Origin of the sequence: Nostoc cf. commune SO-36, from assembly GCF_023734775.1 — a bacterium.
In the GTDB taxonomy this organism is placed as follows: Bacteria; Cyanobacteriota; Cyanobacteriia; order Cyanobacteriales; family Nostocaceae; genus Nostoc; species Nostoc commune_A.
Window position 1 is genome coordinate 6,264,902 of the sequence record NZ_AP025732.1, and the last position, 20,383, is coordinate 6,285,284.

Here is a 20,383-nt window from a genome sequence, read left to right on the forward strand (position 1 = left end):
GACACTGGGCCTTTATATGCTGCTGTAGATATAGAGGACCAATATCATGAGCGCTCCCAAGCCGAACTACAACGTATAAAACCAATTCGCAATTCGCAATTCGCAATTCGCAATTAAACTAAGCCCGACAATAGGGGTGGGGTTTTTACCTACCTTGCGATACAAAGACTGTTTCGCCCACCAGGGGCGAGGTTTTCAACCTTCACTAATTAATTGGTGACAATATAACCAGCTTATGCAATTTCTCAATATCACACTGCCAGATGCGATCGCTCAGGCAACTATGATTATTATTGGATTGCTGAGTGGGTAAATGCGATATAGGATTTTAGGCAAATCAGTTGTAAATTATGCCGCCCCGATAAGCCAAAATTTTTATAGATACTCACACAGGTATAGTCAAAATGGATATTAAAAATGGGTTCGTTGGCGCTGTTGGCAACACGCCCTTGATTCGCTTAAACAGTTTCAGTGAAGAAACAGGATGTGAAATCCTCGCTAAAGCTGAATTTCTCAATCCTGGTGGTTCCGTCAAAGACCGCGCCGCACTTTACATCATCGAAGATGCAGAAAAGAAAGGTTTACTCAAACCCGGTGGCACTGTTGTAGAAGGAACTGCTGGTAATACTGGCATTGGACTAGCACATATTTGCAACGCCAAAGGCTACAAATGCCTAATTATTATTCCTGATACTCAGTCACAAGAAAAAATAGACGCGCTGATAGCATTAGGTGCAGAAGTCCGTCGCGTCCCCGCCGTACCCTACAAAGACCCAAATAACTACGTCAAACTATCTGGCAGAGTCGCTGCTGAGTTGGAAAACGCTATTTGGGCAAATCAGTTTGATAACTTAGCCAACCGCCGCGCCCACTATGAAACCACAGGGCTAGAAATTTGGAAACAGACAGATGGTAAAATAGATGCATGGACAACTGCAACTGGTACTGGTGGTACTTATGCTGGTGTCGCGTTGTACTTGAAAGAACAAAATCCAGCGATTAAATGCGTTCTTGCCGATCCACTGGGTAGCGCACTTTATAGCTATGTCAAAACCGGCGAACTCAATACAGAAGGAAATTCCATCACCGAAGGGCATTGGTAATGGTCGTGTCACAGCCAATATGGGAAGGCGCACCTGCTGATGATGCCATTCAAATCGATGACCAAGAAGCTTTACGGGTAGTTTACCAACTGCTAAGAAAAGATGGGTTGTTAATGGGCGGCTCAACGGGTATTAATATCGGCGCAGCTGTTGCCATAGCGAAGCAGTTGGGGCCAGGACATACCATTGTCACTATCTTATGTGATAGTGGTTCCCGCTATCAGTCGCGGATATTCAACCCTGAATGGCTAGCCTCAAAAGGACTTTCAATAGATTAGTTATGGGGAATTGGGAATTGGGAATTGGGCATGAATCAATATTTCTTCTGCCTCCCCTGCCTCTCTTCTTCTCTGTGTCCTCTGCGTCTCTGCGGTTCGTTAAAAATGACAAACATAACTCAACCATCAAACTTCTCGACAATAGACCAACCCTCTTCTCATAAATGTGTGCGGGTTTGTCAAAATCGTACTTGCAAAAAGCAAGGTGCAGCCAAGGTTTTAGCAGCTTTTACAACTTTGCCAATCCCTGGTGTAACGGTAACGGCTAGCAGCTGTTTAGGAGAATGCGGCAATGGGCCGATGGTGCTGGTATTACCCGATATGGTCTGGTATAGCGGCGTTCAACCCAATGAAGTATCTCTACTGATAGAAAATCATTTGTTAGGTGGTCAAAGAGTCCAACAGATGCTCTATTATCGGTTTCATCCCCAGAAATAAAGCCAAATTTTCAATATCAATCTCTGCAATATTGTTGACTGAAGTAAGGCATCCCATGAATATCCAACAGCTGCGTCAATCCTTAAAACAAAAATGGCTGAGTCACTACGAGCAAAATATTTCCTGGCTGGTCAAAATGCGAATTTGGGGCACTTACGATGGTCTGCGCCGTCCTTTGTCCGGTTTTATTTTGGCAACACTGTCTGTTTTAGAACCCCAGTTTGATGAAATACTTGCTTTTATGCTGGATCTGAATAATGATCCAGATAAAATAGTTGCTGCTTTAGGTCTTAACTTCAATCCTGATCAAGAGTTAGGTTTAATAAAATCAGAGCATTCAGTTATAAGCCAAGTTGAAAGCGAGTTGCCAGATGAGAATTCTGAGGATAAACATCTGTCATCGGTTGTAACTGCCAGCAATATTGCCTCTCATTCTCTTGCCAAGACTCTAAATTCCAATTTGGCACGCGCCGATGAACTTGTGCCATCGATTACAGCTATGACTGAAGTAGTTCGCACACGCAAACCTGAGTTGGTAGTAGCTGCAACTAAAATTGCTCCAGATACTCCGGCAAAAACGCCATCCTCTGGTTTGCTAAGGGAACATCAACCAGTACGCTGGCACTCTGGTCAGTTACCTTCACGAGGATCGGCGACAATGACTAGTGAGGTTAACAGCAAAGCCGAAACTATGCCATCTGTGGCATTAGCTACTGAGGTTAAAAGTAACGCGCCACCTGTCCGAATCCCTGTGAGCGCATCATTGGCAATTACTACTGAGATTAATAGTAATGGTAAACCAGGGCGATTGCTAGCAATTACTACTGAGGTTAAAAGCAACGGTAAACAACCGAATATTCAACCAGAAGATGTTAACAGCAAAGCAAATTTACCAACCACAAATGCCCGTAGTATAGCTTCTTGGGTAGATGAATTTTGTTACGGCGCTAGGAATAAAGAAGATATTTTGACTTGAATTAGTTATGGGTACTCATGAGAAACAAACGGGATTTCTATGACTTCACCCTCAGTTTCTCCCACTTTAACTTTCAACCCCACGCCACCCGCTTTGGTGCGAATGTAACCTAGTCCAAAATAACCATCAGCCGTTTGGGTGTAGCTGGTAAGTTTGCCGACCTTTTCATCTCCAACTGCGATCGCACTTCCAACTTCCACAGGGGCACTGAGTCGAATACCCAAAAGGTGTTGTTTTACACCTTTATATGTGTTTAATCGGGCGATAGTTTCTTGCCCAATATAGCAACCTTTAGTAAAAGAAATTGTTTGCCACAAGCCAACTTCCAGAGGATTGTAATCATCCGTGAGTTCCGCATCTGGGGCGGGGCGGCCTTGTAAGATTCGCAAAGCATCCCAAGCGCGATCGCTCATTTCTACCGCCCCAACTTCTAACAATTTATTCCACACCGTTTCTTTGTCAGTATTGGGGAAAGTTAAGGTGTATCCGGGTGCAGCTAACCCACTACCCACAGCAATCCGTACACTCTCGGCAGAAGCAATAGTGTATACTTTATGACTTCCGTAAGGTTGTCCGATGAGTTCGCCAATACCTAACTTTTCTAAAACAGCGTCGCTTCCTGGGCCAATCAGGCTGAAGGTGTTAGTGTCTTCTGTGATATCAGATAATTCCACCTTGTCGGCAAAGAAAATATATTTATCCAGCCATTCCATGAGAAATTGGCGGCGGTTGGGTGAAACTAGCAGGATTACTGCATCTTCTCTAACGTAGGCGGTTGCTAAATCAATTGTCCTAGCTGTGGAAGTGACAAAAACTGTATCACAACCTTGTCCTGGCTTGAGTATTTGGAAATTGTTAGTACTTTGGTTGTGTAAGAAATTGAGGCGATCGTCGCCAGCTACTTTGATACGTCCCCAGGCGGTGCGATCGCATATAGCAACCCCAACTTTGGCAGCTTGGATAGCTGCTGCGTCTTTATCGTCAATTGTAGATGTTGGCATGGTGATGAGAAGTTGCCCTGTTTCAATGTTGTCGCACTGGAAATATTAACAAATAAGCGTTTGCGGCTTCAATGCATCTCCGGTTTTCTTCAAGATTCCATTGAAATTAGCGATCGCTATAATTGTATCGCGCCTGAATAAACTCAATTCGGTCATCGCTTACCACGTAAACAATCCGATCAGTTTGAGTGATTCGGCGTGACCATATATTTGCATCATAGTATCTCAATCTTTCAGGATTGCCTGTCCCTTGAAAGGGATTCCGCCTAATCTCTTCAACTAAAGATAAGACGCGGAGTGCAGTTTTTCTATTTGTCTCTACCCAGTAGGTAAGGTCTTCCAGAAATCTCCGGTCAAAAACGAGGTTGCGTTCTAAATTATCCTCTTGATAATCTTTAGATTGTGGAGGTGCTTCTGGTTCTAAATTATCCGACATTGAATTTATTTACTCTTCTTCGTACAGCGAGAACTCTTTACGCAACTCGTCTATAGTTTGGGGCATATTAGTCTTAGCCTTAACACGTTGTAAAGCATCTAAAAGACGTGCTGCATTCTCAGGTGACTGGAACAAATATGCTGTCTCTATGATGCTGTTAAGTTCCGCAGTAGGTATGACGGATACACTTTCTGCACCTTCACGATTAACAACTACAGGTTCACGAGTGCTAATTGCCTCTTCGTAAATTTTTTCAAAATTATTGCAAGCTTCGGTGTAGTTTGTTTTATTAGACATTTTTTGTTCCTAATTTATCTGTTACTCTTTGTTGGTAGATTTTTGCACAGATGTGGAAAACATGATTAATCAAGAGGACTTGATACAAGTCTAATAAAATCTTAACGGATCATCAATCTAAAAAAATATTTAAAGTAATATTTAGTACTAATATATTTGTTATAACGTTGATGTTGGTATTCTGGCAAATCGCAAGGGGAAAAATAAAGTGTTGAAAGATACTGAACGTTATATTCCTTCAGAAGACAAATATCTGGAGGCGTTCCACTCAATTTATGAGGGATTAACTCTAGGACATAAAGCCATCTTAAATAAGTTGTATCAACATTGTTATTTTATGAAAGATAATCGCAGATTACGTACTTGGGAGTTATCTGAAGCTGCGGGATATGATGGTGACTCTTCTGGGCAAATTGGTCATTTAGGTGCAAGTTTTTGCAAATTTTTTGGAGGAAAAGATGGTGAATTTGAGCAACCAGCACTTGCAATAGTTAATTGGTTTGTAGATGAAACGAATGGGTATTGGTACATTGAGCTAATTCCGGAAGCAGCTAGAGCATTTAAGCGTTTTCGCCTCGAAACTATCGAATAAAGGTAATTTAAATAACACAAACTTAACAGTAAATCTAAATACTGAAGCACTTAGTAACCTAGCAAGATGCTTGTAGTAACTAGTTATACACGATACTTATAAAATTCAACTAATAGATTGATTTGTAGCTAGACTTATAGCTAATAGATTGATTTAAAAAACAACAGAGCTAGATGATGCAAATCACTGTTGAGGTATCTGAGGAGCTAGGACAGCAATTACAGCCGTTCCAAGACCGTTTACAAGAGATAGTAGAACGCGGTCTTCAAGAGTTATTGAGCGAACAGTCTGGCAATTTTCTCGACGAGAAAGAGATTATTGGATTGTTAGCTAGTCAGCCGACATCAGAACAAATTCTGGCAATCCGACCCTCACCGGAATTCCAAAGTCGTGTAAGTGATTTACTAGCACAAAGTAAAGCAGGAACACTTTCAGGCAAAGGTGAAGCTGAACTAGAACGCTATCTGACCATAGAACATCTTGTGCGTATGGCAAAAGCTCATGTCTTCGAGCAATTACGCCAAAATCCATGACCTATGTATCAGCCCAGTTGCGGAAACTCGTAATTGAACGAGCGAACCACAGGTGTGAGTACTGCTTATTTCCTCAAAGAGCTGCACTATTTAGTTTTGAAATGGAACATATTATTGCCGAAAAACATCGTGGCACTACTGAAGCAGAAAATCTAGCTCTCGCCTGTCCATACTGTAATCGTGCAAAGGGTACTGATTTAGGGTCAATCGATCCTGAAACAGGGAAACTAACACCCTTTTTCAATCCAAGGACTCAAAAATGGAGCGATCACTTTCAGATGAATGGAGCAGAGATTGCACCATTGACATCAGTTGGGCGAGTAACTGTTGAAATTCTCCAATTTAATCAATCAGAGCGCTTAGAAGAACGGGACAGGTTGATTTTAGGAGGTCAGTATTCTTAAGTTTACGATTCATCCTCATGTTTACGAGTGTGATGCGTAAAGCCCCCAAGTATGAACTACAAAACCAATAAGTTTTGTAGTTCATACGTCTTTTAAGTGGGGGATATAAGCGAATAGCTGAATTTATTCAGCTATGAAAAATAATAACAAATTGACAATAATCACCTTCTTTGATACTGTACCAATATCGACAGTACAAAGGAGGTGATTTTATTTGGCTAAGAGTAAAACTCTATCATTTATAACAGAAGTAAAGCTCAAAGTTTCTGGCGAACAAGAAAGAGAATTGTTAGCAAGATTCCAAGCGGGTAGACAACTTTATAACAACTGTTTAAATGAAGCAATTAAACGGATGGAGTTATTGAAAAACTCTGATGCCTATAAAAAAGCGAAAAAGATGCCAAAGGGCAAATCAAGAACAGACACATTCAAGGAAGCAAGGAAACAGTATCGGTATTCAGAATATGACCTTCATTCCTATGCAGCAATAGTAGCCAAAGAATCCAAATGGATTGCACTTAAAATTGATTCTACTGCTGTGCAGAAGTTAGCAACTAGAGCATTTGCTGCTAGTGAAAAAGTGTTGTTTGGTATCGCCTCATCGGTGAGATACAAAGTCCCAAGACGTTTTCGGTCAATAGAGGGTAAGAGTAATAAAACAGGAATCAGGTGGAAAGACAACCAATTAGTTTGGGGTAATTTTGTCCTTGATGCCATTGTTCCTGAAGATGATTTAATCCTGTCTCATGGTTTAAACTCTCTAATCAAATATGTACGCATACTGTGGAGAGAATTAAACGGTAAACGCAGATGGTTTGCACAGTTGGTCTGTGAAGGACAAGCATTCGTTAAACCACAAAACTATATTTCTAGTGGAGCAATCGGGGTTGATCTAAACGTTTCTAATGTAGCGCTCGTTGCAGAAAATCAAGCGGGACTGTTGCCTTTTGCTGAGAGTTTTCCTACATTTGAGCGTGAAATAAAGGCTATTCAGCGCTCAATGGAACGCTCAAGACGTACCGCTAATCCTGATAACTATAATCCTGATTCTTTGGCGAAGAAGGGTAATAAAGTCGTCAAAAAGAAAGGTACTATCAAAAAAGGTAAATGTAAATGGAGCAAATCTCAAAAATACTTGCGTTTAGCACGTAAGAAACGTGAATTAGAAAGACGCAAAACTGCCTATATTAAATCTCAAAATCGTAGATTAGTTAATGAGATACTACGGCATGGCAAGCACATCAAGACAGAGAACGTTTCTGTCAAAGGATGGCAAAAACGGTACGGAAAAGCTATAGGTGCGAAAAGTCCTGGGTTTTTCATGTCAGAACTGATTCGTAAAGCTGAAAATGCTGATGGGTTAGTTATTAAGTTTTCTTGTCAGAAAACAGCGTTATCCCAAACACATCTAGATGGTACTCGCTACAAAAAATCCCTGTCAGATCGTGTTCATTACGACGTAACAGGGATTAGGATGCACCGGGATTTGTTCAGTGCGTTTCTGGCAAGATACGTTGATCGAGATACGCTCTTATTGCATTCTGCTCAAGTTGAGTGGAAGAGGTTGGAACCAATCTTAATGGAGGCATGGGAGCTATATCAACAACGCACAAGTCGAGTAGGCGAGTCCGAAAGCAAGAAGTTTGATCCTTCTTTTGAGTGCGTCTCCATTGATTCAGGGGTTAGTAGCCAGATAGCCAATACTGGGCGAAAAGCTACTGGGATTGCCTGAAACCACGCATTATAAATGCGTGGAGTGGTTCATTAAGCTATTTATTTGACTTGCGTAGAGAGCTATGCTTTTTGTTGCCAGACATCGCTTATTTGGCACATTTACTAAAAGTGCGATCGCAACGTAATTCTCTCAACTCTCTGGCAAGTTAGCAAACGCCTGCTCAACTAACTCTTTTGCCTTAGCATCCAAACGCAGCCAATCCACTTCACCCAGTTCATCAATTAAACTAGTATCAATATCAGCAGCTTCCTTCTGTGGGCTGTATTCAAAAAAACACACCTGATAACACAGTTCCCATAAATCGATACTGGCTTCTTGCTGTTGACGCTGCAAACGTAGATGATATCCTGGATGGGGCATCGGCAGACGAGCCAGAGTTCCTCTGATTTCATCTGCTTCTTGGGGTGTTGCAGTTTCCATTGCTTGCAATAACTCAGTCACCAGTGCTTTGATTTCATCAGTGGTGCTAGGCGGCCAAATCAAGACATCGTGGTAAGTTCCCGTCCAGGAAGATTCATCAAGCTGCTTGCGGATATTGTCGATAACGCGAATGAAAGCAGGTTGCATGAGGATTTCAGCCTGCTGCCATGCAAGTGAGTTTGTTATTTTAGGTGGCATCGGTAGTAAACAGGGGCACTATAAAGAAAAATAAACAGTCTGCGTTTATTAAAAAGCTGCGTTTTTAATCTAAATCTTTTCTCAAGATAGCGGATTTCATTGAAGAAAATTTGGAGATATTTATTACCAGCTGGAAAATTAGGTAATAACTCTGGGGAGGGAATATGATAGGCAAGCTACTAGACCATCGTTACCAAGTAATTCGAGTCCTCGCAATGGGAGGATTTGGTCAAACCTACATTGCCCAAGATACTAGGCGGCCCGGCAATCCTCTCTGCGTTGTCAAGCACCTCAAACCCGGAACTGACCCCAGAGTTTTTGATACTGCTAAACGCTTGTTTAACAGCGAAGCCGAAACTTTAGAAAAACTGGGCAATCATGACCAAATACCCAGGCTGCTGGCATATTTTGACGAAAACCAAGAATTTTATTTAGTACAAGAATATATTGAAGGACATACCCTAGCTGAGGAACTTATATCTAGTCAGCGCTGGAGTGAAAGCCAAGTCATTCAACTATTGCAAGAAGTTCTGCAAATTCTCGAATTTGTCCATCGCCAAGGTGTGATTCACCGCGACATCAAACCGGATAATATCATCCGTCGTGCTTCAGATAATAAGTTAGTTTTAGTGGACTTTGGGGCAGTGAAACAACTGCGTACACAACTGGTAACAGTGGGCGGACAGCCCTCTGCTACAGTAGTGATTGGCACTCCTGGCTATATGCCCACGGAACAAGGGCAAGGTAAACCCCGCCCCAACAGTGATATCTATTCCCTTGGCATTATTGCCATTCAAGCATTAACAGGATTACAGCCAACAGAATTGCAAGAAGACCCGGAAACGGGGGAAATCATCTGGCGGCATTCAGTAACCGTGAACCATCGGCTAGCGGCAGTGTTATCTAAGATGGTACGTTATCACTTCAAAGACCGCTACCAAAACGCCACGGAAGCACTGCAAGCATGTCAAGACGCGATTAATCCTGTACCTGTGCTTTCGACACCTAAAGAATCCACTAAATCTAGACCTCAAGTATCTCGGCTGCAAACGATTGCAGTCGCACCAGCAAATCCTGTCCCCGCTAAACCTGCGCGTCAAGACTCTCATAAATCCGACCCATGGCCGTTATTAATTGGCATATTATTGGCTGGTGGTGCGGCTGCTTTGGTAGCAAATGTATATCCAAATGTGAAAAATTTCGCTTTAAATCTTACAGGTAACGATACTGGCTTGGCAAACAAATGCTCGGCTGTTATTGCCGGAAATTCTAATATTCGTTCTGAACCTAGTTCGATTAATTCTGATAATATTTTGCAAAAAGTTAGCGATAGTACCAATTTTGAGGTGACTGGCAAACAAACAAAACGGGGTTGGATAGAAGTTAAACTTAACTCTGGACGCTTGGCTTGGGCACACTCGGATGTGATAGCCAATAATGGAGAATGGGTATCTTGCCTGCGCGACAAAGGTATTGCAATTAAGACAGTAAATGATAGTAGCTTAATTGCTACTCGACCGACTCCCAAGGCAAAACCAAAATCTAGGGATGTAGTAACTCCATTACCAGAAAAGGTGGAGGGTTCAACTGACGACGCTGAGAAAACAGAGCGATCGCAGCCTACTGATAACAGTGCCAATATTATAGAACAAGCAAGGCAGAAATATGACTCAGGAGATATAGTTGGAGCGATCGCACTTTTAAGAACGATTCCGGCAAATGCTGCTTCTGGTATCCAAGAGACTGGCAAAATGATTGCCCAGTGGCAGGAAGATTGGGCTAAGGCGGAGGCGTTATCTAATGAGATCAATAAAGCAATAGATGATGGTAAATGGGATAAAGTTTTAGATTATAGAAACCATCCAGAAAAGTTGCCTAATACTCAATATTGGCGAAACAAAATAGAACCATTATTTAAACAAGCAGCTGAAAATCTGGCAAAACAGGCACTACCTAAATTAGAAAATCAAGATAGTCAGAAAAATACTCAACAAAAACTTCCTGATACTAACCAACCTGCCACTACAGAAACTCCTAACGGTGGCTTTTGAAGAAGAATTCAGAAGTCAGAATGGGCTGCGCTAACACGAGTCAGCAGATTTGCTTTAATATCAATTCTGTATGAAGTTAAAAGGGTTTGGCGCAGGCTCACAAAGAAATGTTTACTATGCCTTTGGCGTTGACTTCTGAATCCTGAATTCTGTTTAGGATAAAAAAACCCTCCTCGCTGGCGAGGAGGGGATTGAGGGTGGACTTAATATCCGCCTTCTTCTTCGTATTCTGGCTGTCTTTCCTTGACTTTCTTGGGAATATTCACTGGCTTCGGCGCATCTTCCCAAGCATCGCCCTCTATCGTCGTCATAATCATCGTATTCATCAACATAAGGCTTGCTATAGGGCTGTGGCATCTATACTTTAGCGGCTGCGGTTGTTGATACCTGTCGCTGCCTGTTGCTTCGCTCCAGTTATCTTCTTCCTCGTCTTCTTCGTATTGAATAGATTCATACTGCCGCGCCTTCATTACCTGACGCTGTGGCCTTTCTTCTTCCACATAGTCTTCTGTCCATTCTTCTTCGCGCGCTAACGGGTTCGGGGGCGCGAACTTTTTGCCTGGGTGGTTGCAACGGCACTCCACTAGGCAGTTGATTGGCTGGCGCAACTTGGCGGGGTGGAGTATAGCCGTATTCTTCTTCTGCATCGCGTTCCCACGGTGCTTTGCCGATACCTAAACGCTCTAGTAAACCAGTTGTCAACTGATTTACCCGTTCTTCGGCTCCCTCAAACACAATCAACCGATTGGGGCCAGTGCTGACAATTTCATCTACTGAGAACTCATAAGTACTCAGAAATTGATCGGGAATTTGGGGTAATCCTAAAGAAGCAATGACTATGGAGTTAAGCTTCCCGGTTTCACCGTTGAACTTGAAACCCCGAACTTTGCCTAGTACTTCACCTGTTTCTGTAATTACTTCCCAGTTAATCAGATTGCTGAGAGATTCAACTTCAATATCTTCAATGACATCTTCGTTATCATAACTAAGATGACATCACCAATCTGGCTGATGTTGTTGAGGTACATATAGCGCGGTATGCCCGAAATGGAGATCAGGCTGTCTCGCAAACCAAGAGCCACAACCTCTCTTTGATCAATATCAACCCAGACTTGACTGATGATGCCTAGCCGCTTGCCGTTGTCGCGGGTAATCACCTGAGTGTTTAATATATCGGAACGTCTAATTATCTGTTCGGAGGTCATTCTATACCGAGTCCTGATCTCGAATCCGGTTTAACGCGATGTGCAACTTATTCTTAGAACCCCTCTCCAAACCTCTTGTCCACAGAGAGAGAGGTTTTGATTTTTGCTCTCTTTCCCTGGTATGGAAGGGTTTGGGGGTTAGGTTTGAGAGAAACTCGCACATTACGTGGTTTATCTATACACTATTATTAACAAAAACTCAAGCAGATGTATTGGATGATTGTAACTTAATCCCCAAAACTTGAGTGTAGGCTCCTCGTGCTTGAGTAACGCCAATTGTGCGTTCGGCTGATTCTATCATCGGACGACGCAAACTCACAACTATAAATTGCGCTTGTTGTGACTGTTGCTTAATCATTCTAGCTAATCGTTCTACGTTTGCTCCATCTAAGAACATATCCACTTCATCAAAGGCGTAAAAGGGCGATGGGCGGTAGCGTTGCAGGGCAAAGATAAAGCTCAAGGCTGTAAGTGATTTTTCTCCCCCAGACATGGAAGCTAGGCGCTGTACAGGTTTACCTTTGGGATGAGCTACTAAATTTAGCCCACTGCTAAAGGGATCTTCGGGATTTTCGAGTTGTAAGAAGCCGTCGCCGTCGGAAAGGATGGCAAAAATCGATTGAAAGTTTTCGTTAACTGCATCGAACGCTTCTTTAAAGGCAAGTTGCCGCAATGTGGTAAAGTTTTCAATCCGCAAAAGTAGTTCGGTGCGTTCTCCTTCTAGTGTCTCTAATTTTTGCGTCAGTTCTTGGAGACGGTTTTGAGTGCGTTCGTATTCTTCCAACGCCAGCATATTAACAGGTTCCATTGCCTGTAAGCGTTTGGTAAGCGATCGCAATTCTTTCTGCAATTCCTCCAAATCTACCTGATGTGGAACTTCCGGTAACGGATTTGGTAATTCTGCTCCCATATCCCGCAACTGGCTTTGCAGTGCAATTAGTTCCTCCCGCCGCTTCTCTTGGGTTTCTTGGAGTTTTTGGATTTCCCATTGCAATTGTTGTTGGCGCAAAAGATGCGATCGCACTTCCAGTTCTGTAGCGTCGCGTTTTTGTTTTTCTTCTCCCAAATTTTGTTCCATAAGACTCAGCGTTGCCCGTGTTTCGGTAATTAGAGTGCTGAGTTCTGAGTGTTGAGTGCCCAGAGAAGTTAGTTGATTTTTTCGCGTCTCTTGCTCACGATGATATTGGGCAATTCGCTCCTCCCCTTCTTGAATTTTCTCTTGCAAACGCTGTTGCTGATTTTCCAAATTTTTTAATTTTTGTTCAGCTTCCCGTAACGCTGTCTCCCGTTGTTTGTAATTGTTGCTCTTGAATTTTAATTGTTGCCTGGATTTGTTGCCATTCGCTGGGGGTTTGGGATGCTTCCAACTCTGCTAAATCATGTCGTAATTGTTGCAGATGGTTTTCTTGTCCCGGTAATTCCCGCTCTAAAATTTCCAGACGGGATTGAGCAGTGGCTAACTTTTCGTTGTTTTGGGCGAGTTGCGATCGCGTCCCCTCTAATTGCGCTGTCAAATTCTTAATATCTTTTTGCAACTGTTCTAATTGCAACTGCTGTTCGCGCCGCGCCTGACGCGCTTCTGTGAGTTCTTGCGTCAGTTTTTTGGTTCTGGCTGACAAAGTAGCGATCGCTTCTGTACAACGCTCTAAAACTCGCTCAATATCCACCAAGCGAGTTTTTAAAGCGATCGCCTCATCAGATTCCGCCGCTTCCGCATTGCCAAACCGCAAGGACGAACGCTGGGTGTTACTACCACCAGTCATTGCGCCACTGGTTTCTAAGAGTTCCCCGTCTAAGGTAACGATGCGATATAATCCTAAATTTTTCCGCGCCGCCTCAAGGCTGGAAAATACGACAGTGTTGCCAAAAACATAGCTAAATACATCTTTGTAACGGCGATCGCAATCGACTAAGTTAACAGCGTAGTTAACGAAGCCGCTAGCAAAACGCAGCGTCGCATCTTGAGTAAATTTGGGAGCGTGAATTTTATTCAGTGGTAAAAAAGTTGCTCTCCCTGCACGCTTCTGTTTGAGCAATTCAATCCCTGCGGCGGCTACACTATCATCTTCCACCACTATATGTCCCAAGCGTCCACCAGCAGCCATTTCTAAGGCTAGTTGATGACGAGGTTCCACCTTTCCCAACTGCACAACTAAGCCACAAAGTCCAGGCATTCCCGATTGTAAAATTACTTTACTAGCTTGGGTTCCTTGAACTTCTTGCTGTGCTTGCGCTTGCGCCTCTATTTTATCCAACTGGCGTTGTTTTTCTCGTTGTTCAAAAAGTAACCGCTTTTGAGTTTCCTGTTGGATTTGCAGTTCTTGTTCTGTAGCTGAGAGATTTTGAGCTAAATTCTGGATGGGTTCGCTAGAGGCGTTAAATTCCGTTTCAATTTGATTACACTCAGTTTGTTTTTGGGCTAATAGCGGTTCGTCGCGTTCAATTAACTGGGTTTGTTCTTGGATTAACTGTTGTAATTGATTATTGCGTTCTGTGAGTTGTGCTTTTTCGGTGCGTTGCGGTTCCAGAGTTTGCAGCAGAGTTTCAATTTGACGGTTAAATGCCGTTTGTTGCTGCACCCACGCTTCCGAAGCTGAAGCTATTTCTGCGGCTGCTTCGCGGGAACTTTCTAAAGCTTGCTGTGCTTCGTTCCTTTGTTGCTGGGAAGACGCGATAAATCCTGTCTCTACAAGCTGGGTTTCGGCAATTTCTTCTAGGGAATGACGGTGTTTTTGAATATCTTGTTGAGTTTGAGCTAGACGTTTGGCAGTTTCTTGAGAAGCTGTTTCTAATTCAGTTAGCTGGCGTTGGAGTTGTTTTCGTTCTGCTTCTTGGGTGGCGAGGGTAGATTGTACCGCCAAAAGTTCCTCTTCTCCCAATGCTTTTACATGGGCGTTGAGTTGTTCAAGTTGATCTGTTTTTTGAACGATTTGGGAATTTAGGTTTGTAAGTTGGGTAGTGAGTTCGGTAGAATTGCGATCGCCTGTTTGAATTTCGTGAACTAACTTTTCTTGTTGTGCTTGTAGCGATCGCCATGATAAAACAGCTTCCCACGATTGTTTTGCTAGAAATTCCGTGCGGAGTTTTTGATATTTCTCAGCTTTAGCACGATCTTGGGAAAGGCGATCGCGTTGTGCAGTTAATTCTGTCTCAATAATCCGACAGCTATCTTCTTTTTCCTTCACCTCATCTAAAGTTGATTTGGCTTGGATGATTTTGCGATCGAACGCCGCCACCCCCGCCAATTCATCAATAATTTCCCGCCGTTCCCGCGCATTCATCGAGATAATGCTGGTGACATCCCCTTGCAGCACCACGTTGTAGCCTTCAGGATAAACCCGTAGGTTACTTAGTTGTCCATGCAACTCTGTCAGCGTGCAAGCTTCACCATTGATATAATAATTCGACGTGTAACTACCTTGGTGAGTAACTCGCAGCCTTCTAGTAACACTCCACTCTGCCGATTTTGGATTTTGGATTTTGGATTTTGGATTTTCTTCCCCTGCATCCTCTGCCTCCCCTGCTTCCTCCCTGTGTGCCTTTGTGTCTTTGTACGAGATTTCATCCGACAAATCAAACGTTACTGTGACGCTAGCCTCAATAGAAGCACGTCCTTTAGCCGTTTGAGTGTTATTTACCAAATCCGGCAAGCGATCGGCTCGCATTCCCTTAGAACTGGAGAGTCCTAGGCAAAATAGCAGTGCATCGAGAATATTAGATTTACCTGAACCATTTGGCCCAGATATGACAGTACACCCCGGTAGCAAAGGGACTGAGGTAGTGCCACCGAAGGATTTGAAGTTGGTAAGTTCCACGCGCTTGATATGCACCATAGGCGCTGGTTCACTGGGCTAATGAAGAACAAGTGTATCAACTAATTAAGAATTCGCAAGAGGGTAAGGAGGAGAATTAAGGATTCTCGTAAACGCGTAGCAGCTTGCCACAGGCTACCACAAAGACGTAGAGGGGGTAAGGGACTTCCAAATAAATAAAAATACTCATATCAATTCTGTATGAAGATGCGCTAAATCATATTTAAAGTACAAGGAAGAAAAACGAACCGCATACTCCTACGGAGAAGCAAGCTACGCGCAGCGTCTCGTCCGCCCTAAATCCAGGACCGGTGGGGACACCCATCCCACAAGAAAATTCGGGATGTTTTTTTATTTGGAAGTCCCTTAGCACGAGTACAAGATTTAATAGCCCTAAAAAACCCCACACCGTTTAAGGGATGGGGTTAGTAAAGTGACCAACATTATTTAACTGCACATAAGCTCACTCAAATTGCCCAAGCGATCGCCCTGATACAATAATGAAACCGACAGAATCAAGCCTCAGAAGCGGCTGACGAATTCCTTCTAAAATCGCTGCATTTAAAGCAGTTTCTATCTTCAATTCTTCCGCTAATGCCTGATCCCAACTTTGCTGATTTAGACGTAGACGTAATTGTTCGACTCTATTGGCTAATTTCTTTTCGGCAACCTTAGCACAACTTTGGCATAACTCAATAAAATCGGGACGGTTGGCGAGTAATTCTGAAGAAGTATTACGCACTTGATAGCAAAAATTTTGCCATTTACTAGGGTCAACAAAATCGTCAATAATTCCTAAGCGCTCTTTTGCCAAATTGTAATCTCGTCCTTGATTATTGTTTTTATCTTTGTATGGACGTTGTAAAATACTTAAGAGCGCTTTATCTTCAACAACACGTATTGGCTCCTTACGACCATCAACATAGATAGTTTCTATAATTGGTGGAAATAGAGCATCAACACGCCTCTGCAAGTTTTTGAATTGAGAATTATCTAGTTTGTTATCCACTAAAACTTGTTTAGCAATTCTTAAATTTGCTTCAACTACATAATTGCATTGGAAACCGAACCACTCCTTACCTTCTTTTGCATCCCAAGAAGCATCAGTGCGCCACAGCGCAAAGGCTTCACCTCGATCATCCCAGTTTATATAGTTCCAGAGTGATTCTACGAACCCTTCACCAATGCGAAAGAGTTTAACACCAGAATTCTGATTTGCTACCCTGCGGTTATAAGTACCAAATTGGTCTAAATAACTCTCCGCAAAACGGTTTTTTAGCTCATTTATGGGAACTAAGGTACGCGTTGTTGGTTGATAACGTCGCATTTCTGATGAATCTGGGTTATTGAGCGCCTTAAATCCTAGTGCGTCGCAAATCCAGCCTTCAATTGCCCGTTTAATTTCTAGATGGCAAGCATCATAATTATCTAAATCTTGAAAATATTGGGTTGCGATTTCATCATTAGCGTCAATTTCATCTAAAGTATTTTGTTCGCTAATTTTTACTATTTCCGTTTCAATTTGCTCTTGAATTTGCGGAATCATCTCCAATAGTCCAACAGCACTTGATTGAAACAAAACTGTTTCTAATTCTGCAAGTTTCTCATCTACATAAAACTGTAGGCTGGCAATTGATTGTTGGAAAATACCAAACCCATCTTTTAAGACTTTATACCAAGCGTTGTGAGGGCTATCTTCTAAATAGGGGCCAATCAAGGCACAGGATTGGATGCCAATTTTGCTGCCAATGCGGTCAAGTCTGCCAATTCTCTGCTCTAATTGATTAGGCGACCAAGGAAGGTCAAAATGAATTAACCAATCGGCAAACTGGAGGTTACGCCCTTCTTCTCCAGAGCGATCGCATACTAAAATAAAGCAGTTGGGGTTATTCTGGAACCTATTTAAGCCTTCCTCTACTTTATCTGGTGATTCCCCAAATTGATGGCTGGCTACTGTCTCTGCACCAAAGCTATCAGATAAATACCGGACAATTTCGCCACAAGTTTGCACAAAACTGGTAAATACAATAAATTTGGGCAGAATATCGCCAGTAATTGGTCTTTTAATTCTTTGCTGTATCCTGGTGATGAATTCCTTTTGATTCTTGCGAACGTTTGCGGGAATTTTGAAGTATGTACCTAACTGATTCAGCAGCAAGGTTTTCAAACTTTCTGTCCGTTGTCCGTCTTCTTGAGGTTGACGAATAATTTTTAAGCAGGATTGCAGAATCTCTTCTTCGCCTGAGAATTTGGGGGTTGTAGTTAATAGGCGAATATCATCTTCTTTAAACTCCTGGATGAGTTTAGCATGAGGTTTACCAGTTAATCGGGCGGTAATTACCTGCTCTAAAATGCCTAACCAAGTACCAGCAGCTAAGAATAACAACAGAAAAATTCGCTGATATTCTTTTTCATCAGGAGCAACACTACGCCATTGATTGAGTAGTTCGTGAATATCAAGCGATCGCTCATCTAAATCATACTCTTCTTTGGGCGTAAAATTGCGGTCAAATATCACATCTTCCACCGCAGCGCGACGGTTGCGAAGCATTCGGCGGTGTAGTCGATAGGTATCGCTGACATGGACGCGAATCGCTTGGACGATTTGCTCTTGTTCGGTAGAATTTGCTGGTAAATTTTCTAAATCATCGGCCAGCTTCAGTAAATACTCATCCTCAGCAAAGAGACTTCGTAGTTGCTGCAAGTTACTTTTGAGAACCAGAGGTTCTGCATCTTCTTTAAAAGAAAGCAGAACTTTACCAATTTCCTGACGGCTGGCAATTTTGGCGCGAAAACCTGCTATGTCACCAATTTTATAGGTTGTTGGGTCGAGCAAGTGCAACATAGCCAGAAAATCTTGCTCATGATTGAGAACAGGAGTGGCAGATAATAAAAGTAAGCGATCGCTTTTATGAGCAATTTCTTTGCAAGTCTGAAAACGCTGGCGCACTGTTGCATCCTTAGAAGTCGCCATTGCTGCAATATGATGGGCTTCATCTAAAATTAAGCAGCCTATCTTCGCTTTCAGGTTGATTTTATGGATATCTTCAACTGCCAGCACCGCTACCCGTTTGCCAAAATGGGAGATGTAAAACTTGTTTTCTAACTCAGTCCGCCACTGCTTGAGCAAATATTGCGGAACTAATACCACCGCATTTTTTTTCGGTTCATCCAGAAGAAATTGACGTAGAATCGCACCCGCTTCGATGGTTTTTCCGAGTCCCACCTCGTCTGCTAGTAAGTAGCGTTGAATTGGGTCTTCCAGTACCCGCCGAACTACTTCAACTTGGTGAGGATAAAGATTAATATTTGCCGAAATCAATCCCGTCATCCCGCGACTCACAGCGCGTTGCTTAATCAACGATTTGACGAAAGCCAATCTTTTATCGTGGAAATAGGGCGTTTCGTGACCCTTCATCCCCAGAGTTTCGATGGGGTCTGTGTTGGGTAAATTGCAACGAACGTAAATATCTTCTTCAGTAGCGATCGCAGTTTTCTTATCTGGTAAATCAATTTGATACATCTCTGTATCTTCATCCCAGATAAAAACTCTGCCAACTATCCATTTATCCTGAGTTTGAGACTTAATATAGCATCGAGCCTGGGGTTCAAGCTTGACTTGAGAGAGAGAATTTAAAGGTAAAGTTTTTTGAAGACGTTGCCCTATGGAGCAGAAATACTCAACCACCGCGTTGGCATCAGATATTTCTGTAACTTTTCCGATACCCAAATAGTTATTCTGGGACTGTACCAATAAACCGAGCTTAATCATAGATCCAGTCCCCTGAACAGACTTAAAGAACCTTCCAGACTAGTTTGTTCACCTACATCTGGCAGTTTTGCCGATCAACATTATAGATAATAAACTGACATAACAGTTTTTTTCATAGCGATCGCTATGCTTTTGTAAAGATACAAAGCTTACTTAAACTCAGCCGATTTCTATTTATACTTAAAATTACTGAATTTTGAGTATAAATTCATCTTCCGATTGATAGACTGAGCAGCTTTCAAAATCAGCATATCTGTTTGGGGTTAGGCTTCTCTTCAAGAATATCCATTTCAACTCGACAAAGAACTTGATGTTTAATTTAATTTAGTATGGATTAATGTAGCGCCACAGATTCACCCTTTACCTTGATAACGCCCGCCACGATACAATTAAGGTAATGTAGTTTTATTTAGTATGAAAAAAATCAGAGACAACACAATTAAATTAAATCAGTTTTTAAAGTTGATGGGTATAGTACCAACTGGAGGTCAAGCCAAGCTGATGATTCAAGGTGGCGATGTCCAAGTAAATGGTATGCTGGAAACCCGACGAGGACGGCGACTAGTACCGGGCGATCAAGTGACAATCCAAGGACAGACTTTGGAAGTGAATTTGAACAACAATGAAGACCAAGACGTAGTAATAAATTTTGCCGAAGAAACCGAGTAAAGGATTTTTATTCGAAATTTAAATGTTCCTTTTTACCTTGTGAGTCATGCTGCAAATTTCCAACAAAGTTATTATCCCACAGACTGATATTGAACTTACTGCGATTCGCTCGCAAGGAGCAGGAGGTCAGAATGTAAATAAGGTTTCCACGGCGATTCACTTGCGCTTCGATATTGCAGCCTCATCATTACCCGATTATTATAAAGAACAGCTTTTAAAGCTAAATGATCGACGCATCACTCAGGACGGAGTTGTTGTCATCAAAGCACAGGAACACCGAAGTCAAGAGAACAATCGGGAGTCAGCTTTAAAACGACTTCAAGAACTCATTCAAAGCGCAGTTGTAGTCACAATAAAACGCAAACCTACCAAACCGACTCGCAGTTCTCAAAGAAAGCGCCTTGACTACAAAAGTAAGCGCGGACAGGTTAAATCTAACAGAGGGCAGGTGACAGATTGTTGA

The 20,383-nt window shown here is 42.4% G+C and carries 14 protein-coding genes and 3 pseudogenes; 10 read left to right on the plus strand and 7 right to left on the minus strand.

Annotated features, from left to right (window positions below):
• The first annotated feature begins 404 nt into the window (after nucleotides 1-404).
• The 3 genes and pseudogenes from ANSO36C_RS28295 (at nucleotide 405) to ANSO36C_RS28305 (ending at nucleotide 2,795) form a co-directional block, all read left to right on the plus strand.
• A pseudogene (locus ANSO36C_RS28295) lies at nucleotides 405-1,381 on the plus strand (cysteine synthase A).
• A gap of 105 nt (nucleotides 1,382-1,486) precedes the next feature.
• Entirely contained in the window at nucleotides 1,487-1,819 is a 333-nt protein-coding gene (locus tag ANSO36C_RS28300; RefSeq protein ID WP_251957469.1) for a (2Fe-2S) ferredoxin domain-containing protein, read from the plus strand.
• Between the two features lie 55 nt (nucleotides 1,820-1,874).
• The gene (locus ANSO36C_RS28305) at nucleotides 1,875-2,795 is read left to right on the plus strand and encodes a DUF5331 domain-containing protein (RefSeq protein WP_251957470.1); all 921 of its coding nucleotides are present in this window, start codon (nucleotides 1,875-1,877) and stop codon (nucleotides 2,793-2,795) included.
• A gap of 5 nt (nucleotides 2,796-2,800) precedes the next feature.
• On the opposite strand, the gene ygfZ is transcribed toward ANSO36C_RS28305, so the two are convergent.
• The 3 genes from ygfZ to ANSO36C_RS28320 form a co-directional block, all read right to left on the minus strand.
• Complete coding sequence (ygfZ, locus tag ANSO36C_RS28310) at nucleotides 2,801-3,796, minus strand: CAF17-like 4Fe-4S cluster assembly/insertion protein YgfZ (RefSeq protein WP_251957471.1); 996 nt, start codon at nucleotides 3,794-3,796, stop codon at nucleotides 2,801-2,803.
• A 106-nt stretch (nucleotides 3,797-3,902) separates the two neighbouring features.
• Nucleotides 3,903-4,232 carry a Txe/YoeB family addiction module toxin gene (locus ANSO36C_RS28315; protein ID WP_251957472.1) on the minus strand — a complete coding sequence of 110 codons (330 nt, stop codon included), beginning with the start codon at nucleotides 4,230-4,232 and terminating at the stop codon, nucleotides 3,903-3,905.
• 9 nt (nucleotides 4,233-4,241) lie between these two features.
• A complete protein-coding gene (locus tag ANSO36C_RS28320; RefSeq protein ID WP_094347188.1) occupies nucleotides 4,242-4,529 on the minus strand; it encodes a type II toxin-antitoxin system Phd/YefM family antitoxin in 288 nt (95 codons plus the stop codon).
• A 208-nt stretch (nucleotides 4,530-4,737) separates the two neighbouring features.
• Between ANSO36C_RS28320 and ANSO36C_RS28325 the strand changes: the two genes are divergently transcribed.
• The 4 genes from ANSO36C_RS28325 (at nucleotide 4,738) to ANSO36C_RS28340 (ending at nucleotide 7,790) form a co-directional block, all read left to right on the plus strand.
• Entirely contained in the window at nucleotides 4,738-5,121 is a 384-nt protein-coding gene (locus ANSO36C_RS28325) for a hypothetical protein (protein WP_251957473.1), read from the plus strand.
• 173 nt (nucleotides 5,122-5,294) lie between these two features.
• On the plus strand, nucleotides 5,295-5,654 hold the full coding sequence (locus ANSO36C_RS28330; RefSeq protein WP_251957474.1) for a hypothetical protein: 360 nt from the start codon (nucleotides 5,295-5,297) through the stop codon (nucleotides 5,652-5,654).
• Entirely contained in the window at nucleotides 5,651-6,058 is a 408-nt protein-coding gene (locus ANSO36C_RS28335; RefSeq protein WP_251957475.1) for an HNH endonuclease, read from the plus strand. Before ANSO36C_RS28330 ends, ANSO36C_RS28335 begins: the two co-directional genes overlap by 4 nt.
• 214 nt (nucleotides 6,059-6,272) lie before the next feature.
• The gene (locus ANSO36C_RS28340) at nucleotides 6,273-7,790 is read left to right on the plus strand and encodes a transposase (protein WP_251957476.1); all 1,518 of its coding nucleotides are present in this window, start codon (nucleotides 6,273-6,275) and stop codon (nucleotides 7,788-7,790) included.
• Nucleotides 7,791-7,922: 132 nt separating this feature from the next.
• Here the strand turns inward: ANSO36C_RS28340 and ANSO36C_RS28345 are convergent, their stop codons facing one another.
• On the minus strand, nucleotides 7,923-8,411 hold the full coding sequence (locus ANSO36C_RS28345; RefSeq protein ID WP_251957477.1) for a hypothetical protein: 489 nt from the start codon (nucleotides 8,409-8,411) through the stop codon (nucleotides 7,923-7,925).
• 164 nt (nucleotides 8,412-8,575) lie between these two features.
• Here ANSO36C_RS28345 and ANSO36C_RS28350 point away from each other — a divergent pair, with 164 nt between their 5' ends.
• Entirely contained in the window at nucleotides 8,576-10,462 is a 1,887-nt protein-coding gene (locus ANSO36C_RS28350) for a serine/threonine protein kinase (RefSeq protein WP_251957478.1), read from the plus strand.
• Between the two features lie 203 nt (nucleotides 10,463-10,665).
• Here ANSO36C_RS28350 and ANSO36C_RS28355 read toward each other — a convergent pair.
• The 3 genes and pseudogenes from ANSO36C_RS28355 to dpdE all read right to left on the minus strand — a co-directional run bounded on the left by ANSO36C_RS28355 (nucleotide 10,666) and on the right by dpdE (nucleotide 19,251).
• A pseudogene (locus tag ANSO36C_RS28355) lies at nucleotides 10,666-11,667 on the minus strand (PRC-barrel domain-containing protein).
• 199 nt (nucleotides 11,668-11,866) lie between these two features.
• Nucleotides 11,867-15,500 (minus strand): annotated as a pseudogene (smc, locus tag ANSO36C_RS28360) (chromosome segregation protein SMC).
• Nucleotides 15,501-15,942: 442 nt separating this feature from the next.
• Complete coding sequence (gene dpdE / locus ANSO36C_RS28365) at nucleotides 15,943-19,251, minus strand: protein DpdE (protein WP_251957479.1); 3,309 nt, start codon at nucleotides 19,249-19,251, stop codon at nucleotides 15,943-15,945.
• Nucleotides 19,252-19,665: 414 nt separating this feature from the next.
• Between dpdE and ANSO36C_RS28370 the strand changes: the two genes are divergently transcribed.
• Both ANSO36C_RS28370 and arfB read left to right on the plus strand, forming a co-directional pair.
• The gene (locus ANSO36C_RS28370) at nucleotides 19,666-19,920 is read left to right on the plus strand and encodes an RNA-binding S4 domain-containing protein (protein WP_251957480.1); all 255 of its coding nucleotides are present in this window, start codon (nucleotides 19,666-19,668) and stop codon (nucleotides 19,918-19,920) included.
• Between the two features lie 46 nt (nucleotides 19,921-19,966).
• On the plus strand, nucleotides 19,967-20,383 hold the full coding sequence (arfB, locus tag ANSO36C_RS28375; protein ID WP_190944572.1) for an alternative ribosome rescue aminoacyl-tRNA hydrolase ArfB: 417 nt from the start codon (nucleotides 19,967-19,969) through the stop codon (nucleotides 20,381-20,383).